Raw genomic sequence first — 17,123 nt, 5'->3', positions numbered from 1 at the left:
CCGGCTGGATCCGATGCCTCACCCCATGGCCGAGGCGGGTTCGAGCGGGTAGAACTGAGTCATGACTACCTCGTCCCTGGTGCTCGGCCCGATCATGCGGTACGTGGATGAGACCTCGGCAAGCATCTGGGTAGAAACCCGGAACAGTGCCCGCGTCACCGTCCGCGCGGGCAGGCAAACCTGGGAGGCCCGGACCTTCGCTGTGCACGGACACCACTACGCCTTGGTGGAGGCCGAAGGGCTGGAACCGGGAGCCGTGGTGCCCTACACGTTGGAGATCAACGGGACTCACTCCTGGCCTGATCCGGATTCCAAATTTCCGCCGCCGGTGATCGCCACGTTGAACCCGGGCAAGCCCCTGCGGCTGGCCTACGGCTCCTGCCGCACCAGCGTCCCGCACGACGAATCCGGCAACAGCACCCACGGCGTGGACTCGCTGCGGGCCTACGCCCTGGCGCTGGCCGCGGGGCGCGGGACCGCCAGCGGCGGCACCGCCCATGGATTAGCATGGCCCGATCTGCTGGTCTTCCTCGGAGACCAGGTGTACGCGGACTCAACCAGCGAGCAGATGCAGGAGTTTATCCGGACCCGCCGGGACATTGATGAACCGCCTGGCGAGGAACTCAAGGACTACGAGGAATACGCCCATCTGTACCACCTGGCGTGGTCCGACCCCGCAAACAGGTGGCTGCTCTCCACCCTGCCCAGCGCCATGATCTTCGATGACCACGACATCAGGGACGACTGGAACGCTTCACTGAGCTGGAAGAAAAAGATGGAGGCCACGTCCTGGTGGCATGGGCGGATTGTCGCAGGGCTGTCCTCATACTGGGTCTACCAGCATCTGGGAAACCTCTCACCGCAGGAGCGGGCGGCCGACGCTATCTGGCAGCGGATCGCGCGGCACCGGGGCGGGGATGAGCCCGACCTGAGCGCCGAGATGGACCGCTTCGCCGAGCGCGCAGACCAGGACCCGGCCTCGTACCGGTGGAGCTTCTGCCGGGACTTTGGAGACACGAGGCTTATCGTTGTTGATTCCCGCGCCGCCCGGAACCTGGATCCGGAACACCGTGCCCTGCTCGACGGTCCGGAAATGGACTGGCTCGACGGCCGGATGCGGGGAGGCTTCCGCCACCTGCTGGTGGCGACGTCGCTGCCCTTCCTGCTGCCGATGGGCCTGCACCACGTGGAAGCGTGGAACGAAGCCATTTCGAAGGGCGCCTGGGGCAAACTCGCCGCCCGGGCAGGCGAGACGCTGCGCCAGATAGTGGACCTGGAACACTGGGCCGCCTTCCAGGGCAGCTTCCAGGAAGTGGCCGCGATGGCGGTTGAGGTCGCCGACGGCAAGCGCGGATCTACGCCGGAGACGGTCACGTTTCTCTCCGGCGACGTGCACTATTCCTATGTTGCTGAAGTGGATCGTTCCTCAGGCAGCCGCATCCTGCAGGCTGTGTGCTCCCCGATCCGCAACCCGCTCCCCAGGCTCATGCGGTCCTTCGGGGCCATCATGTCCTACGGCCTGGCCGTGCCCGTTGGTGCCCTGGTTGCCCGCTCGGCCCGTGTTCCGGACCCGCCCTTCCGTTGGTCCCGTGTCAGGGGACCATGGTTCGACAACAACCTGGCCTGCCTCGAGGTGTCGGACGACGGCCTGAGCCTATGGTGGCAGACTGGCGTGGTGGACGACGGCGACGAACTGAACCCGCGGCTCGAGAACGTGGCTTCCCTTACTGTGCCTCCGCGGAGTCCGCAGGAACGTGTGGCACGAAGCGGACGAACATCGCCTTGAAGCCGGGGGTGTTCGACTCCCGGGCGACGTTTTCCTTGTGGACCAGGGCGTTGGCCTCGGGGAAGTACGCCGCCGCGCAGCCCTTTGCCGTGGGGTAGGCCACGAGCCGGAATTTCTCGGCGTGCCGGTCCTGGCCCTGGAAGGTGCTCACTACGTCCACGAGGTCCCGGTCCTTGAAGCCCCGCTCGGCGAGGTCCTCGGGGTGGACCAGGATCACGCGGCGGCCGCCGGAGATACCCCGGTAGCGGTCGTCCAGGCCGTAAAAGGTGGTGTTGTACTGGTCGTGGCTGCGGATGGTCTGCAGCACCAGGTGTCCCTCGGGCGGGGTGAGGTATTCCAGCGGGCTGACCGTGAAGCGGCCCCGCCCGATGTCGGTGGCGAAGGAGCGGGTGTCGCGCGGCGGGTTGGGCAGCACGAAGCCGTTCTTCGTCCGGACGCGGGTGTTGAAGTCCTCGAAACCCGGAAGAACGCGGGAGATGTGGTCCCGGATCACGTCGTAGTCCTCGGCCATGGCTTTCCAGTTCACGAAATGGTCCGGCCCGAAGGTGGCCTCGGCCATGCGGGCCACGATCACCGGTTCGGCGAGCAGGTGCTCGGAGACCGGGGTCAGCCTGCCCTGGGTGGAGTGGACCACGGACATGGAGTCCTCCACGGACAGGAACTGGGCGCCCTTGGGGTGCTTGTCGTCCTTGTCCGTCCGGCCCAGCGTGGGCAGGATCAGTGAGGTGCGGCCGTGCACCACGTGGGAGCGGTTCGGCTTGGTGGAGATGTGTACGGTCAACCCGATCCGCTGCATCCCCGCTTCCAGCGTCTCGGTGTCGGAACACGCGAGGGAGAAGTTCCCGCCCATCGAGACGAAGACGTCCACCTCGTCGCGTTCGAACGCTTCCATGGACTCCACGGCGTCGTAGCCGTGGTGCCGCGGGGATTGGATGCCGAACTCATTGTCGAGGGCTTCCAGGAGCCATTCCTTCGGTTTTTCCCAGATGCCCATGGTCCGGTCGCCCTGCACGTTCGAGTGCCCGCGCACCGGGCAGGCGCCTGCGCCGGGCTTGCCGAAGTTGCCCTGCAGCAGCAGGACGTTAACCATTTCCTTGATAGTGTCCACCGAGTGCGGCTGCTGGGTCACGCCCAGTGCCCAGCAGAAGATGGTGGCCTTGGACCGGATGAGCATCCCGGCCACTGTCTCAATCTGGGCCCGGGTCAGGCCGGTGGCCTTCTCGGTTTCCTCCCAGTCCAGGTCCCGGCGCGCCTGACGGTAGGCATCGAAACCGTCGGTCTGCGCGTCGATGAAGGAACGGTCGACGACGGTCCCCGGGTTCCGCTCTTCCTCCCCCAGGAGCAGGTGGCCCAGCGCCTGGAACAGCGCCAGGTCCCCGCCGACCTTGATCTGCAGGTATTCATCGGCCAGCGGCGTGCCGCCGCCGACCACACCGGAGACGGTCTGCGGGTCCTTGAAGTTGAACAGGCCGGCCTCGGGCAGCGGGTTCACCGCCACCACCTTGCCGCCCTTGTCCTTGCACTCCTTCAACGCGGAGAGCATGCGGGGGTGGTTGGTGCCGGGATTCTGCCCGACGACAAAGATCAGCTCGGAATCGTGGATGTCATCCAGCGACACCGTGCCCTTGCCGATGCCGATCGTGGGATTCAGCGCCGAGCCGGAGGACTCGTGGCACATGTTGGAGCAGTCCGGGAGGTTGTTGGTGCCCAGGGCCCGGGCGAACAGCTGGTACATGAACGCAGTCTCATTCGCCGTGCGGCCGGAGGTGTAGAAGACGCAGCGCTCCGGCGTGGTGGCCCGGATGTGTTCACCGATGAGCCCGAAGGCCTCGGCCCAGGAGATCGGCGAATAGTGGGTCTCCCCTTCCCGGATCACCACCGGTTCGCTGAGCCGGCCCTGGTTGCCCAGCCAGTACTCACTCTTGGTTGAGAGCTCGGCGATGGAATGCCTGGCCCAGAACTCCGCACCGACGGTTCGGAGGGTGTTCTCCTCGGCCACGGCCTTGGCGCCGTTTTCGCAGAATTCGGCAGCCTTGCGTTTCTTGTCCGATTCCGGCCAGGCGCAGCCCGGGCAGTCGAAGCCGCCGCGCTGGTTCAGCCGCAGCAGCGACTGTGCCGTCCGGGTCACGCCCGCCTGCGCCACAGCCCGCTCCAGTGCCACCATTACGGCCTTCACGCCGGCAGCTTCCGTTTTCGGTTTGCCGACGGCGAGGGAGTCTTCGTTGATATCCGCAACGGGGGCGGGCTGTATGCCGAACTTCACTGTTCCAACTTCCTAACCGGCAAAAGCCGTGCTTGTTTAAAAACGCCGTGCTTGTTTAAAGACGCCGTGCTTGTTTAAAGACGCCGTGCTTGTTTAAAGACGCTGTGCTTGTTCAAAAACACCAGGCAAGGCGCGCCAGCTGTCCTGGCGCGCTTCACCGGGATCCTGCCAGACGGGGAAATCCTGGTCCTACTGCGAAACCCTGGCCAGGGTTTCGCGTTCGGCGGCGATGGTGGTGTTCTCGCCGTGGCCGGTGCGGACCACTGTTTCGGGTGGGAGGGGCAGGAGGCGTTCGCGGATGGAGGTCAGGATGGTGGGGTAGTCGCTGTAGGACCTCCCGGTCGCGCCGGGGCCGCCGTTGAAGAGGGTGTCCCCGCTGAAGACCGTGCCCTCGCTGTGCAGGTAGAAACAGGTGGAACCGGGTGAGTGGCCGGGGGTGTGGATGGCTTCCAGCCTGGCGCCGGCGATCTCGAATACGTCCCCGTCGGCAATTCCGGCGTCGGGTTTGGTGTCAGGGTAGACCTGCTCCCAGAGGACCAGGTCTTCGGGGTTCAGGTGGATCGGGGCGCCCACGGCGCGCGCGACGTCGCGGGCGGCGCCGATGTGGTCGTTGTGCGCGTGGGTGAGCAGGATCGCCTTCACCGTCCGGCCCTTGACCTGGTTGATGATTGCGGTCGCGTCGTGCGGGGAATCGATGATCACGCATTCGGTGTCGTTGCCGATGATCCAGACGTTGTTATCCACCTCCCAGGTCCCGCCGTCCAGGGAAAACGTGCCCGAGGTGACCAGGTTCTCGATCGTGAGACTCATACCGACACCGCCGTCTGGTTTCCGGCCGCTGCACTGGCTGGTGCACCGGCTGGTGTGGAGGCACCGGGTGCGGGTTCGATTTCGACGACGGAGCGCAGGACTTTGCCTTCGTGCATTTTGTCGAAGGCTTCCTCGATTTGGTCGATGGTGATGCGTTCGGTCACGAACGCGTCCAGGTCCAGGTTGCCCTGCTTGTAGTGGGAGACGAGCATGGGGAAGTCCCGGGAGGGCAGGCAGTCCCCGTACCAGGAGGACTTCAGCGACCCGCCCCGGCCAAAGACATCCAAAAGCGGCAGTTCCAGGACCATCTCCGGGGTCGGGACCCCGACCAGGACCACGCGGCCGGCGAGGTCGCGGGCGTAGAAGGCCTGCTTGTAGGTTTCGGGCCGGCCGACGGCCTCGATCACAACGTCGGCACCGTTGCCGCCGGTGAGGTCCCGGATCGCCTCGACCGGATCGACTTCGCGGGAGTTCACCCCGTGCGTGGCGCCCAGGGTCTTGGCCATTTCGATCTTGTTCTCATCGATGTCCACCGCGATGATCGTGGTCGCCCCGGCCAGCTTCGCGCCGGCGATCGCGGCGATCCCGACCCCGCCGCAGCCGATCACGGCCACGGACTCCCCGCGCTTGACCTCGCCGGTGTTGATCGCCGCGCCGATGCCGGCCATCACACCGCAGCCCAGCAAACCGACCGCGGCCGGGTCGGCGTCCTCATCGACCTTGGTGCACTGCCCCGCGGCGACCAGGGTCTTTTCCGCGAACGCGCCGATCCCCAGCGCCGGGGACAGCACGGTGCCATCCTCCAGCGTCATCTTCTGGGTGGCGTTGGCGGTGTTGAAGCAGTACTGCGCCTGGCCCTTCGCGCACGCCCGGCACTGCCCGCACACCGCACGCCAGTTCAAAATCACCCGGTCACCCGGGGCGACCTCGGTCACCCCCGGCCCGACAGCGGAGACCACACCGGTGGCCTCATGGCCCAGCAGATACGGGAACTCATCCCCGATGCCGCCCTGCTTGTAATGCAGATCCGTGTGGCACACCCCGCACGTAAGGATATCCACCAAAGCCTCACCCGGGCCCGGATCCGGCACCAGAATCGTCTCCACCGACACCGGAGCATCCTTCTCCATGGCAACCACTGCCTTGACTTTATGAACCATAACTTCGCGTTCCTTTCAAGAGTCCGAAGACCCGTTGGGCCACAGCACCTCTGCCAATCTAGCTGATGCCTTGGGTTACAAGATCCCCGCCCCCGGAATGAGTGGCGGGGACCGGGGTGTTCCCGCTCCCTCGGCCGATAGGAGGCGCACCGGAAGCAGTCTCTGCACCAGCAGCTCCCCCGTCGAACATGGCTTCCGCGTGGACCGCGTGTTCGGCGAGGACTCCGGTGTGGTGGCGGATCCGCAGGCGGTAGAGCAGGGTTCCGCATGTGGTGACGGCGGCGACGAAGATGACGCCGCCCCACTGCAGGTACCAGTGGAAGGGCGGGACCGAGTTGTAGATTTCCGGCCGCGGCCAGATCAGGTTCAGGGTCATGGCCGCGCCCCAGAGCACTGCGAGGATGTTCACGGGCAGACCCCATCTGCCCAGGCTGAAGCCCGCTTCTGTGCCGCTGGTGCTTCCTCCGCTGGTGCTTCCTCCTGTGTCGGGCAGGGGCCATTTCCTGGCGAAGCGGCGCCGCAGCATCGGCACGGTGACCAGCAGGTAGGAGAGGTAAATCAGGACGATGCTGATGCTGGAGAGGATGGTGAAGATCGCCGGCTGGGAGATGTTCACGATCAGCGGAACGATCGCGATGAGTCCGATGACGATGGCCGCGACGGTGGGGGTCTTCCGCTCGGGGTGGACCTTGGAGAGCTGGCGGCTGAAGGGCAGGTTGTTGTCCCGGGCCATGGCGAACATCATGCGGATCGCCGCGGCGTGGACGGCGAGCGTGCACACGGCCACGGCCACCACGATGCACACCAGGAAGGCCTTCCCGAACGGGCCGCCCAGGACGGAGAGCACGATGTACTGCAGCCCGCCGTCGGCCGCGCCGAGCTTGGGGTCCTTCAGGTCAGGGGCGGCCAGGAGCCCGCCCAGCAGGATCAGCCCGCCCAGGACGAAGGAGGCCGTGATCGCCCGCAGGATCGCCCGGGGGGCGGTCTTTTTCGGGTCCTTCGTCTCCTCGCCCAGGGAACTGGCGGTGTCAAAGCCGTACATCACATAGCCCGAGGCCATCGCCCCGATGAGGAACACCCCGAAGAAGCCCAGGTCATGGCCCTCACCAAAGCCTGCGGTGTCGAACAGGACCTCCGGGCCGCGCACCACATGCCAGGCCAGGGCCAGGATCAGGAGCACCGCGGCGGCGAGCTCCACGAACACGCCCACGCTGTTGATCCTGGTCATCAGCTTCACACCGAAGGCATTGATCAGCGTGGAGAGGGTGATCATGATGCTGGCCAGCAGCACCCCGTTCACCGCGAAATCATACGGGCCCGTGCCGTCACCGATGACCTGGAAACCCGACCAGATCTGCGGCAGCGTCAGCTGCAGCGCCAGGGCCACCGCGCCAAGCGCCACGATCGAGGAGATCAGCAGCAGCCACCCCGCCAGCCAGGCGAACGTCCCGGACGAGAGCTGCTTGGCCCAGTTATACACCGACCCGGCCACCGGGTACCGCCCGGCCAGCTCAGCAAAACACAACGCCACCATCAACTGGCCCGCGAACACCAAAGGCCAGGACCACGCATACGCCGGCCCGGCCATCGAAAAACCAAAGTAAAACAACTGGAAAACACCGGTAAGAATGGAAATATAGCTCACACCGGCAGCAAAACTCGCGAACTTGCCAATGCTGCGATCCAGGGTCTGGGCATAGCCAAACTCACCCATACCCCCCGCATCGTCGTCGCGAGTCCCAGCCATGCTGCCGAAGTCTCCCTTGTCGTCGTGCGGAACCGCCGCTCACGGCGCTGGCCTGGCCTGAATCCTGAAGCCGCCCGTACTCGAGCGTCTTTTGCGCGGCGTTTCTGGAATTGCTTAACGCGCAACCCGATGCGCATAGCGCGTATAGCGAATATGACAGCGATCACATCCCGGTGTCAACAGAGGCCGCAGATGCGACAGATGCCCCGCGCCCGGAATGCGGTTGGACATAGTTCTCCACTTACCGCAACAGGGTAGCTAGTCCCGCAACAACTTCTCACCCCGACCCCGCATCCCCAGGAATGCGGGCGGCACCCATGCCGGCCTTTGAGTCCCTGTCTTATGGAAGCAAAGACGCATTGACTGTGGCGCTGGTCACGCATATCCTGGTGCAACAGCGTTGCATGTAATGCAACCCAAGACACTTGGTGGATCTATGAGTAACGAAACTTCCTCTCCCGCTGCTCTTGCGGGAGGGCCTGGCCCGGAGTCCAATGACGGACATGACGGGCCGCCCTCCGCAGACAGCTCGTTGAACAATCACAACCTTGACCTGGCCAGCAGCGATGTCAGCAGGGACACGCGACGACGCGTCGTTGCTGCCAGCTTCATCGGCAATTTCGTTGAGTGGTTCGACTACGCCGTGTATGGCTACCTGGCCGTCACGATTTCCGTGGTCTTTTTCCCCGAATCCGATCCTCAGACCGGGCTTCTGCTGACCTTCGCCCTGTTCGCAATATCGTTCCTGGTGCGGCCCCTTGGCGGCTTCGTCTGGGGCCACATCGGGGACAAGGTCGGCAGGCGTACCGCGTTGTCCCTGTCGATCCTGATCATGTCCGGGGCGACGTTCTGCATCGCGCTGATTCCGGGATATGACACGATCGGCATCTGGGCTCCGATTCTGCTGCTGCTCATCAGGGTCGTCCAAGGCTTCTCCGCCTCCGGTGAATACGCCGGCGCGTCAGCCTTCCTGGTGGAATACGCGCCGTCTAACAAGCGCGGCCTGTACGCCGCCGTCGTTCCCGCCAGCACCGCCGCCGGCCTGCTCCTCGGTTCCCTGTTCGCGGGTGTGCTGACGGCTCTGCTGAGTTCCGAGGCAATGCAAAGCTGGGGTTGGCGCCTGCCGTTCCTGCTGGCCGCTCCGATGGGACTGATTGGGCGGTACATCCGGACCAAGCTCGAGGACACCCCGGTGTTCCGCGAGCTGGCAGCCGAGGACGAGACCGTCAAGGCGCCGGTCAGCGCTCTGTTCCGGAACCACTGGCGGCAGCTGCTGCAGGCCGTCGGTGCCGTGCTGCTCAACGCCGTCGGCTTTTACGTGATTCTCAGCTACATGCCGACGTACCTGTCCGCGGAACTGGGCCTGGGTGAAACCGAATCGTTCCTGGCTACCACCATCGCCTTGCTCACGTACATCGGGTTCATCTTCCTGACCGGGATGCTCTCTGACCACTACGGCCGCAAGAAGGTGCTCATCTCTGCGTCCGTAACCTTCATCGTGCTGACGGTGCCCGCGTTCGCGCTGCTGGGCACCGGGAACTTCCTGGTGATCGTTCTTATCCAGATCCTGCTGGGCGCCATGCTGACGCTCAATGACGGCACACTGCCAAGCTTCCTGGCCGAGATGTTCCCAACCCGCGTCCGCTACAGCGGCTTCGCTGTCAGCTTCAACCTCTCCAACGCCCTCTTCGGCGGCACGGCTCCGTTCATGGCCACCCTGCTCATAGCGGCCACTGCCAATGACCTGGCCCCGGCCTGGTACCTGGTCGGCGCGGCTGCCATCTCCCTGATCGCCGTCGCCCTCTCCCGCGAAACCTGCAAAGAACCGCTCCGCTCTGAATAGTCCGGCGGGCTCCAAACTTTCCATCCAACAAAACCGCATTAACGAAAGGCATCACCACAATGACGACCACAGCATCCGAGAACGCCACGTCCATCGCCGAACTGGAGCGCCTGAAGGTCCTGCACAACGGCCAGAAGGAAAAGCTGACTTTCTCGAACGCCGAGTTCGAACGCCGGCTCGCCGGTCTGCGCAGCATCATAGCGGAGAAGGACCTGGACGCCGTCGTCCTGACCAGCTACCACTCCATCAAGTACTACTCCGATTTCCTCTTCACCTACTTCGGCCGGTCCTATGCCATGGTCGTCACCAAGGACGACACCGTCACCGTTACGGCGAACATCGACGCCGGCATGCCGTGGCGCCGCAGCTACGGCGACAACATCGTCTACACCGACTGGCGCCGGGACAACTTCATCCACGCCATCCAGGAAGCGCTGCGCACGCGCGGCGTCTCGGTCCGCCGCCTCGGCGTCGAGGACGATGCCCTGCCGCTGGAGAACCGCAATAAGATTCAGGCCGCCTTCGAAACCGCGGCGCTCGTCGACGTCTCGAGGGCAGCCATGCGCCAGCGCATGATCAAGTCGGCGGAGGAGATCGAGGTCATCAAGCACGGTGCACGGATCGGCGATCTCGGTGGTGAAGCCATCCGCAATGCCATCACGGCGGGCATCACGGAATACGAGGTTGCACTGATCGGCACCGAAGCCATGGTCCACGAGATCGCCCGCACGTTCCCCGACTCGGAAATCCGGGACACGTGGGTGTGGTTCCAGTCCGGAATTAACACCGACGGTGCACACAACTGGGCCACCACCCGCAAGATCCAGGAACACGACATCCTGTCCCTGAACTGCTTTCCGATGACCTCCGGCTACTACACCGCGCTGGAACGGACCCTGTTCTACGGCGAGCCCGATGCCCGTTCCCTTGAGCTGTGGAACATCAACGTGCAGGTCCACAGGCGGGGACTCGAGCTCATCAAGCCCGGCGCCGTCTGCAAGGACATCGCCGCGGAACTGAACGAGATCTACATCAGCCACGGACTGCTCGCCAACCGCACGTTCGGCTACGGACACTCCTTCGGCGTCCTCAGCCACTACTACGGCCGCGAGGCTGGACTCGAACTCCGCGAGGACATCGACACCGTGCTCGAGCCCGGAATGGTGGTCTCCATGGAGCCGATGATCACGGTCCTCGACGGTGTGCCAGGTGCCGGCGGATACCGCGAGCACGACATCCTGGTGGTCGGCGAGGACGGCGCAGAAAACATCACGAAGTTCCCGTTCGGACCCGAGTACAACATCATCGGGGTCTGACCATGACCGCCCCACAGCACTGACGGGACGTGGCGCCACAGCGAAGGTGGCGCCACGTCTGCGTCCTTTTAGGGAATGATGGTAACCACCATGAGCCCAGCAGAATCTCCGGAAGTCACCGGCAACGGCGACACCAAAGGCACGTCCGTCATTGTCAATGCGATTGCCGTCTTGCGGACATTCACGGCGGACGAGCCGCTGCTCGGCGTCACGGAGATCGCCAACCGGGTGGGGCTGCACAAGAGCACCGTTTCCCGGATCCTGGCCACCTTCGAGCAGGAGCGCCTGGTGGAGCGCGATCCTGAAACACGGCGCTTCCGTCTCGGACTGGGCCTTATCGCGGTGGCCGGCCCGCTGCTCGCAGAACTCGAGGAACGGCGCGTGGCTTACCCTGTGCTGCGTGAACTCGCAGAACAAACCGGCGAAACCAGCGCGCTGATGGTGTGGAACGGGTCCGAGTCGATGTGCGTAGAGCAGATTGCCAGCCACCACCAGATCAAGCATTCGACCCCCCTCGGCGCCCGCTACCATGACGCACTAAGCGCTTCGGTGCAGGTTTTCCTCGCCGCCGAATCGCCTGACCGGGTGCGGACATTGCTGCGCAGCGGGGCGATCACCTACCCGGGGCTTGATGAGACCGGCCTGCAGGACTATCTGATCCGCCTCAAGGACGCCACCCGGCGCGGATGGGCCATCAACTACGGCGAATCCTCCCTTGATGAGGTAGGCGTGGCTGCCCCTGTTTATGACCACCGCGGTGACGTCGTTGCCGCCGTCCTCATCCCGGCTCCCCGCTTCCGGGTCTCCCCGGATACCCTGCAGAGCCTGGGCGAATCGTGCCTGGCCGCGGCCCGCCGGGTCACCTCGCGTCTTGGCGGGGCTGCTCCGGCCTAGCGGCTTCCGGTCCCAGTGGCCCTAGGCAGGGCCCGCGGCCCTGAAGGCCACGCCGGCATCCAGTCCTGTACCGGCACCGTCGGTCCTTGGTGCGAGCGATGCTCTGGCTCCGCTTGCCTCGGCAAGCTGCTGCACAATGGCCAGACCCAGGCCGCTTCCCTCGGTGCTCGCCTGGCCCCGCCAGAACCGGTTGAAGGCCCGCTGACAGTCATCGGCGGAGAGCCCGGGGCCTTCATCGAGGATGTGCAGCTCTACCCTCCCGTCATTCTCCGGCCGCGAAACTTCCAGCCGGACCTGTGATCCCGGAGGAGCAACCGCCAGGGCGTTATCGATCAGATTGTCGATGATCTGTTCCGCTGCCCCAGGCATGGCCTTGACCCGCGCCTGCGGAGGAGCATTCAGTGCGATCCGCACACCGCTTTCCTCCGCGAGCGCCTCCCACTGCTCGGCCCGGTTCGAGGCAACGTCAGTCAGGTCCACGCTGGTGAGAGCCACGTGGCGGCTGTCAGACCTGCTCAGGAGCAACAGCCCGTCAATAATGCGCTGCAGCCGGTAGGTCTCCGCCAGGGAGTCCGCCACCATGGCCCGTGCGCTGTCCGGATCGCTCCCGAGAGTCTCGACCGCATTCTCCAACCGGAGCCGCAGGCCGGTCAGCGGCGTGCGGAGCTGGTGTGAGGCGTCACTGGCGAAGCCCTTCTGCTGCTGCAGCAGAAGTTCCAGCCTGTCGGCCATGCGGTTGAACGAGCGGGCCAGGGCACGCAGCTCCGGGGCACCCTCCTCCTCTTCGGTCCGGGCGGATAAATCGCCCCCGGCCAGGACCTCCGTGGCTTTCTGAAGTCTCTTGATCCTCCGGGTGACAGCACTTGCCATGAGGTAGGCCAGCATGCCGGCGAGGAGCACCGTGGTGCCCGCGACCGTCCACAGCACCGTCAATTGGCCTGATACCCGGTCTGTGACTTCTGACGCCGGGTAGGTGAGCCGGACGGCGCCGGTGATTTTGTCCCCGCTGAGGACGGGGACGGTCACGTAGAGCAGGTCAAGTCCCAAGGTCTCGGAGTGCCGCTGGCCGGAATTGATCTGGCCCGTCAGGGCGGCAGCAATTTCCGGGCGGGAGAGGTAGGAGGATCCGGTGGCGGACTGGTCGTCGTCGGAGGTGGCCACTGCGGTGCCCGCAGTGTTGACGATTACCACCCGCGCTCCGCTCGCCTGCCTGTATTCGCGCACAACGTCCTCGACGCCCGCGGGGACACCGCTGCGGCCCTCCAGCAGCTGCCTGGCCCTTCCGCCCAGGAGAAATGCATCCCGCTCCAGGGACGTGGTGAGGCGGTCCCGTTCCACGCGGATCAGGTAATTCCCCAGAGGGATGTCCTGAACCAACACCACAAGGAGGGTGATGACCATGAACGCGGAAATAAGCCGCCATCTCATCCAGGGACGTCCAGCCTGAATCCAACCCCGCGTACGGCCTCGATCCAGCGGGGGTCCCCGAGTTTCTTCCGGATGGCCGCCACATGGGCGTCCAGCGTCTTGGTGGTTCCGTACCAGTTGCCGTTCCAGACGGCGCGCAGAATGTCGCTTCTCGGGCACACCGCTCCCGGGTCTTCGGCGAGGTAGTAAAGGAGCTCGAACTCCTTGACTGTCATGTGGATTTCGCCGCCATCCAGGAGCACCCGCCGGGACCGCTGGTTGATGCTCAGCGGACCGATCTGCCTGATACTGCCTGCAGACTGGCCGTCCCCGCTGTGGTCCTCCGAGCGCCGGGCCACGGCCCTGATCCGGGCTACCAGTTCGCGCATTCCGAATGGCTTGACCAAGTAATCGTCGGCGCCGAGCTCCAGAGCCAGTACGCGGTCGATTTCCTCATCGCGGGCGCTGACCACGATGATCGGGGTCGTGGTCAATGCACGGATGGCACGGCAAAGATCTGTGCCGTCCATGTCCGGCAACCCCAGGTCCAGCAGGATGAAATCGGGACCGGACGCGCGTACTTCGGTAAGTGCTCCCGCGCCGTCCGCTACATGGCCGGCTTGGAAACCGGCCCGCGCCAATCCTTCAAGGACACCGGCGGCGACGGATTCATCATCTTCAACGACCAGGATTTGCATACCTGATAATGCGCCACCAATCTTGGACAATCCTTGGATTTTCGTAGCACCTATCCTGTCCATCGGGTTCCTACAGTTGTGACATGAGAACACGATCAGCCTTAGCCCTATCCATTGCAGGGATTCTGGTCACAGGGTCCACCGCCCTCGCCGTGAACACCCAGACCTTGAACAATTCCCCAACCGGGACCACCGGCAACGCCAGCGTCCTTCTCCCGGACGGCTCGGCCACCAGTACTCCTGCCACCGTTGCTCCTGCCGCCGTTAGGGGGCAGGCCACCAGCACGGACACGACGGCGGCCGCGCCGCTGCGTGCGAAACAGAAGGCGTCCCCCTCCCCCACTTCAAGGGCGAAGCAGGAAGCGGGCGACGACAAAGGCGGACTCACCAACACCATCGAACCCGGCGACGACAAAGGCGGACTCACCAACACCATCGAACCCGGCGACGACAAAGGCGGATTCACCAACACCATCGAACCCGGCGACGACAAAGGCGGACTCACCAACACCATCGAACCCGGCGACGACAAAGGCGGACTCACCAACACCATCGAACCCGGCGACGACAAAGGCGGACTGACCAACACCATCGAACCCGGCGACGACAAAGGCGGCTTGCGGGCCCCGGAGCCCGGCGACGACAGCGGCGGCCATGGCGGAAAGGGCCGGGATGACGACTGAGTAACCGGCCCCCCACCACCGCCTTACTGTTCGGCGGCAACTTCTGCAGCACCGACACATCCCTCCAGCGCAGCATTAGCTGGAGGGATGCCGGCCGTTAAGGGTGGCTGGCCGGAGCGAGTCCCTACACTTGACATTGGGATCGGCCGTCCGATTCACTATTACGTATGCTGAAATAACAGTTCCATGATGCGGAAGATCGTGCCGCCCGATCTAGCCCGAGTCACCTTGACCGAGCTAGGGAAGAACGCCGTTCTCGCCGGGAGAAGACCCGGCAGCCCGCATAGCCGTCGCCATGGATGCCAGCATCTGCACAAAGGAATCAATCAAGCATGAGGCTTGCCGAATTCAATGAAGCAGACCGGGCGGACGCCAGTGAAGTCCTCCGGCCCTGCATCGACGCCCAGCGTTGGATAGACGAAATCACCAACGCACGCCCCTTCGCCACCGGTGAGGACCTGCTCGGCTTCGCCCGCGCCGCCGCCTCGCCGTTCACGTCGGAGGAAGTCGCCGCCGCACTGGCACATCACCCCAGGATCGGTGAACGCCCGACGGCGGCGAGCACCGAGGCGGCGATGTCACGCTCCGAGCAGGCCGGCGTCGACCCTGCCGATGCGGCTGTCGCTGACGCCCTTGCGGCCGGAAACCGCGCCTATGAGGAAAAGTTCGGCCGGGTCTTCCTCATCCGGGCGGCGGGCCGCACCGCTCCCGAAATCCTGGCCGCGCTCAACGAGCGCCTGGACAACACCCCTGCCCAAGAAGACGCCATCGTGGCCCAGCAGCTGCGCGAAATCGCCCTGCTGCGACTCCAAGGAGTGATCAGCGAATGACCGTTTCCCACGTCACCACCCACATTCTGGACACAGGCGCCGGCCGCCCGGCGGCGGATGTCGCCGTCGTGCTCTATGCGCAGGACAGCAGCGGCTGGAGCAGGCTGGCAGACAGCACCACCGACGCGGACGGCCGTGCCAAAGATCTTGGCCCCGAGGAGCTGGCCCCCGGCACCTACCGGCTGAATTTTTCCACCGGCGACTACTACGCACGGCAGGGCACCGCCACGTTTTTTCCCGAGGTCGACCTCATCTTCCAGGTGACCGGCGTGGAGCACTATCACGTCCCCCTGCTCCTGAGCCCCTTCGCCTACTCCACCTACCGCGGAAGCTGAAAGGAAAACCATGCGGCTGATGCGCATTGGCACACCCGGCAACGAAACACCCGTGATAGTTGACGATGAGGGCCAGGCATACGATCTGCGGCCCGTCACCGCCGACATCGGAGGCGCCTTTTTGGAGACCTGGGCCCACCAGCTGGATGAGCTTGACCTGACGGGCCTGCCCCGGGTCTCCCTCGAGGGCAAGCGGATCGGGGCACCCATTGCCCGCCCGGGGGCTGTGATCGGCATCGGACTCAACTACGCCGCCCATGCTGAGGAGTCAGGTCTTCCCGCACCGGAGCGGCCCATCATCTTTTTCAAGCACCCCAACACCGTGGTGGGGCCGAACGATGACGTCGTCATCCCACCCGGCGCCAGCCGTGTGGACTGGGAGGTGGAGCTGGGCGTCGTGATTGGCCGGCGGGCAAGCTACCTGGACTCGGACGCCGATGCCGCCTCCTGCATCGCAGGGTTTGTCCTGTCGAACGACGTGTCCGAGCGGGAGTTCCAGCTGGAGCACTCCGGGCAGCAGTGGTCGTTGGGCAAGTCCTGCCCCACCTTCAATCCGGTCGGCCCGTGGCTGGTGCCTGCTTCGGCAACGGACGCCGGAAACATCGAGCTAGCGTCCTGGGTCAACGGCGAGCCGCGTCAGAAGAGCTCCACGCAGGACATGATTTTCGGCGCTTCCAACCTCGTGCGCCGCCTGTCGCACTATATGGTCCTCGAGCCCGGGGACCTCATCACCACCGGCACCCCGGCCGGCGTGGCGCTCTCCGGCCGTTTTCCCTACCTGAAGTCCGGGGACCGCATGCGGATGTCGGGCGGGGAACTCCTCGGCGAACAGGAGCAGCGGCTCGTGGACGCAGGGATTCCGGCCTGACAGTAGGCTAGATGCCATGGCTTCTGAAGACCGCACCCCCGACCGGGATGGCATGAACGACCGGGATGGCATGAACGAACGGGACGGCATGACTGAACGGCGCGAAATCACTGTCCGCAGGGCGCCCAAGTACGTCCCGTTCCTCATCCTGGGTGGACTCGTGGGCATTGCTGTGGCCGCGGTCATCGCTTACGGCCGTCCCGGCAACGAGACCTACGACCCGGGGACCGTGTTCGGCTTTTTCATGGTGCTGTGCGCGGCAGGCGGTGTGATCATTGGCGCAATTACGGCGCTGATCCTCGACCGGCTGAGCGTCAGCCGCGCCCAGCAGGCCGTCGTTGAGGCTGTACCCGAGGCCGAACCTGACGCGGGACAGACCCTTCCTGGCGCGGAACGGCGGGATCTGGAAGGCGAAGCCCCGCCGGCTCCGGAGCACCCGCAGGACAACGGCAATGAGGCCGGGCCCCGGTCATAAAGCGTGCC

The 17,123-nt window shown here is 64.9% G+C and carries 15 protein-coding genes; 9 read left to right on the top strand and 6 right to left on the bottom strand.

All coding sequences use genetic code 11. From position 1 onward, the window contains the following. Positions 1 to 61: 61 nt before the first annotated feature. The gene (locus M1E01_RS02510) at positions 62 to 1,786 is read left to right on the top strand and encodes an alkaline phosphatase D family protein (protein WP_457973534.1); all 1,725 of its coding nucleotides are present in this window, start codon (positions 62 to 64) and stop codon (positions 1,784 to 1,786) included. Here M1E01_RS02510 and M1E01_RS02505 read toward each other — a convergent pair. The 4 genes from M1E01_RS02505 to M1E01_RS02490 all read right to left on the bottom strand — a co-directional run bounded on the left by M1E01_RS02505 (position 1,725) and on the right by M1E01_RS02490 (position 7,766). Continuing rightward, complete coding sequence (locus M1E01_RS02505) at positions 1,725 to 4,049, bottom strand: FdhF/YdeP family oxidoreductase (protein ID WP_457973533.1); 2,325 nt, start codon at positions 4,047 to 4,049, stop codon at positions 1,725 to 1,727. The genes M1E01_RS02510 and M1E01_RS02505 overlap by 62 nt on opposite strands. A gap of 189 nt (positions 4,050 to 4,238) precedes the next feature. Then, complete coding sequence (locus M1E01_RS02500; protein ID WP_457973532.1) at positions 4,239 to 4,859, bottom strand: MBL fold metallo-hydrolase; 621 nt, start codon at positions 4,857 to 4,859, stop codon at positions 4,239 to 4,241. Next, complete coding sequence (locus tag M1E01_RS02495) at positions 4,856 to 6,019, bottom strand: S-(hydroxymethyl)mycothiol dehydrogenase (protein ID WP_457973531.1); 1,164 nt, start codon at positions 6,017 to 6,019, stop codon at positions 4,856 to 4,858. The genes M1E01_RS02500 and M1E01_RS02495 overlap by 4 nt, the downstream gene beginning before the upstream one ends. A gap of 58 nt (positions 6,020 to 6,077) precedes the next feature. After that, a complete protein-coding gene (locus M1E01_RS02490) occupies positions 6,078 to 7,766 on the bottom strand; it encodes an APC family permease (protein ID WP_457973530.1) in 1,689 nt (562 codons plus the stop codon). Between the two features lie 436 nt (positions 7,767 to 8,202). Here M1E01_RS02490 and M1E01_RS02485 point away from each other — a divergent pair, with 436 nt between their 5' ends. The 3 genes from M1E01_RS02485 (at position 8,203) to M1E01_RS02475 (ending at position 11,819) form a co-directional block, all read left to right on the top strand. Further along, positions 8,203 to 9,609, top strand: coding sequence for an MFS transporter (locus M1E01_RS02485; RefSeq protein ID WP_457973529.1), 1,407 nt, complete (start codon positions 8,203 to 8,205; stop codon positions 9,607 to 9,609). Between the two features lie 59 nt (positions 9,610 to 9,668). Further along, entirely contained in the window at positions 9,669 to 10,925 is a 1,257-nt protein-coding gene (locus M1E01_RS02480; protein WP_457973528.1) for an aminopeptidase P family protein, read from the top strand. 90 nt (positions 10,926 to 11,015) lie between these two features. After that, on the top strand, positions 11,016 to 11,819 hold the full coding sequence (locus tag M1E01_RS02475; RefSeq protein WP_457973527.1) for an IclR family transcriptional regulator: 804 nt from the start codon (positions 11,016 to 11,018) through the stop codon (positions 11,817 to 11,819). 21 nt (positions 11,820 to 11,840) lie between these two features. Here the strand turns inward: M1E01_RS02475 and M1E01_RS02470 are convergent, their stop codons facing one another. Both M1E01_RS02470 and M1E01_RS02465 read right to left on the bottom strand, forming a co-directional pair. Further along, positions 11,841 to 13,247, bottom strand: a complete 1,407-nt coding sequence (locus M1E01_RS02470; protein ID WP_457973526.1) for an ATP-binding protein — start codon at positions 13,245 to 13,247, stop codon at positions 11,841 to 11,843. Further along, complete coding sequence (locus M1E01_RS02465) at positions 13,244 to 13,924, bottom strand: response regulator transcription factor (RefSeq protein ID WP_457973525.1); 681 nt, start codon at positions 13,922 to 13,924, stop codon at positions 13,244 to 13,246. Before M1E01_RS02465 ends, M1E01_RS02470 begins: the two co-directional genes overlap by 4 nt. An 83-nt stretch (positions 13,925 to 14,007) precedes the next feature. Between M1E01_RS02465 and M1E01_RS02460 the strand changes: the two genes are divergently transcribed. The 5 genes from M1E01_RS02460 to M1E01_RS02440 all read left to right on the top strand — a co-directional run bounded on the left by M1E01_RS02460 (position 14,008) and on the right by M1E01_RS02440 (position 17,115). After that, entirely contained in the window at positions 14,008 to 14,607 is a 600-nt protein-coding gene (locus tag M1E01_RS02460; RefSeq protein WP_457973524.1) for a hypothetical protein, read from the top strand. Positions 14,608 to 14,939: 332 nt separating this feature from the next. Continuing rightward, a complete protein-coding gene (gene uraD, locus M1E01_RS02455) occupies positions 14,940 to 15,437 on the top strand; it encodes a 2-oxo-4-hydroxy-4-carboxy-5-ureidoimidazoline decarboxylase (protein ID WP_457973523.1) in 498 nt (165 codons plus the stop codon). Then, positions 15,434 to 15,772, top strand: coding sequence for a hydroxyisourate hydrolase (uraH, locus tag M1E01_RS02450; protein ID WP_457973522.1), 339 nt, complete (start codon positions 15,434 to 15,436; stop codon positions 15,770 to 15,772). Before uraD ends, uraH begins: the two co-directional genes overlap by 4 nt. Before the next feature lie 10 nt (positions 15,773 to 15,782). Next, on the top strand, positions 15,783 to 16,640 hold the full coding sequence (locus tag M1E01_RS02445; RefSeq protein ID WP_457973521.1) for a fumarylacetoacetate hydrolase family protein: 858 nt from the start codon (positions 15,783 to 15,785) through the stop codon (positions 16,638 to 16,640). A 16-nt stretch (positions 16,641 to 16,656) separates the two neighbouring features. After that, on the top strand, positions 16,657 to 17,115 hold the full coding sequence (locus tag M1E01_RS02440) for a hypothetical protein (RefSeq protein ID WP_457973520.1): 459 nt from the start codon (positions 16,657 to 16,659) through the stop codon (positions 17,113 to 17,115). Positions 17,116 to 17,123 lie beyond the last annotated feature (8 nt).

It is taken from the genome of Arthrobacter sp. D1-17 (genome assembly GCF_054130535.1).
Note: the sequence above shows the minus strand (reverse complement) of the source record. Positions and strands in the feature narration are given on the sequence as shown.

Bases quoted from the DNA above. Each gene is read 5' to 3' on its own strand.
- uraD (WP_457973523.1), top strand. From the start codon at position 14,940: ATGAGGCTTGCCGAATTCAATGAAGCAGACCGGGCGGACGCCAGTGAA.
- M1E01_RS02480 (WP_457973528.1), top strand. From the start codon at position 9,669: ATGACGACCACAGCATCCGAGAACGCCACGTCCATCGCCGAACTGGAG.
- M1E01_RS02495 (WP_457973531.1), bottom strand. From the start codon at position 6,019: ATGGTTCATAAAGTCAAGGCAGTGGTTGCCATGGAGAAGGATGCTCCG.
- M1E01_RS02470 (WP_457973526.1), bottom strand. From the start codon at position 13,247: ATGAGATGGCGGCTTATTTCCGCGTTCATGGTCATCACCCTCCTTGTG.
- M1E01_RS02465 (WP_457973525.1), bottom strand. From the start codon at position 13,924: ATGCAAATCCTGGTCGTTGAAGATGATGAATCCGTCGCCGCCGGTGTC.
- M1E01_RS02445 (WP_457973521.1), top strand. From the start codon at position 15,783: ATGCGGCTGATGCGCATTGGCACACCCGGCAACGAAACACCCGTGATA.
- M1E01_RS02500 (WP_457973532.1), bottom strand. From the start codon at position 4,859: ATGAGTCTCACGATCGAGAACCTGGTCACCTCGGGCACGTTTTCCCTG.
- M1E01_RS02440 (WP_457973520.1), top strand. From the start codon at position 16,657: ATGGCTTCTGAAGACCGCACCCCCGACCGGGATGGCATGAACGACCGG.
- M1E01_RS02485 (WP_457973529.1), top strand. From the start codon at position 8,203: ATGAGTAACGAAACTTCCTCTCCCGCTGCTCTTGCGGGAGGGCCTGGC.
- M1E01_RS02510 (WP_457973534.1), top strand. From the start codon at position 62: ATGACTACCTCGTCCCTGGTGCTCGGCCCGATCATGCGGTACGTGGAT.
- uraH (WP_457973522.1), top strand. From the start codon at position 15,434: ATGACCGTTTCCCACGTCACCACCCACATTCTGGACACAGGCGCCGGC.
- M1E01_RS02490 (WP_457973530.1), bottom strand. From the start codon at position 7,766: ATGGCTGGGACTCGCGACGACGATGCGGGGGGTATGGGTGAGTTTGGC.
- M1E01_RS02475 (WP_457973527.1), top strand. From the start codon at position 11,016: ATGAGCCCAGCAGAATCTCCGGAAGTCACCGGCAACGGCGACACCAAA.
- M1E01_RS02460 (WP_457973524.1), top strand. From the start codon at position 14,008: ATGAGAACACGATCAGCCTTAGCCCTATCCATTGCAGGGATTCTGGTC.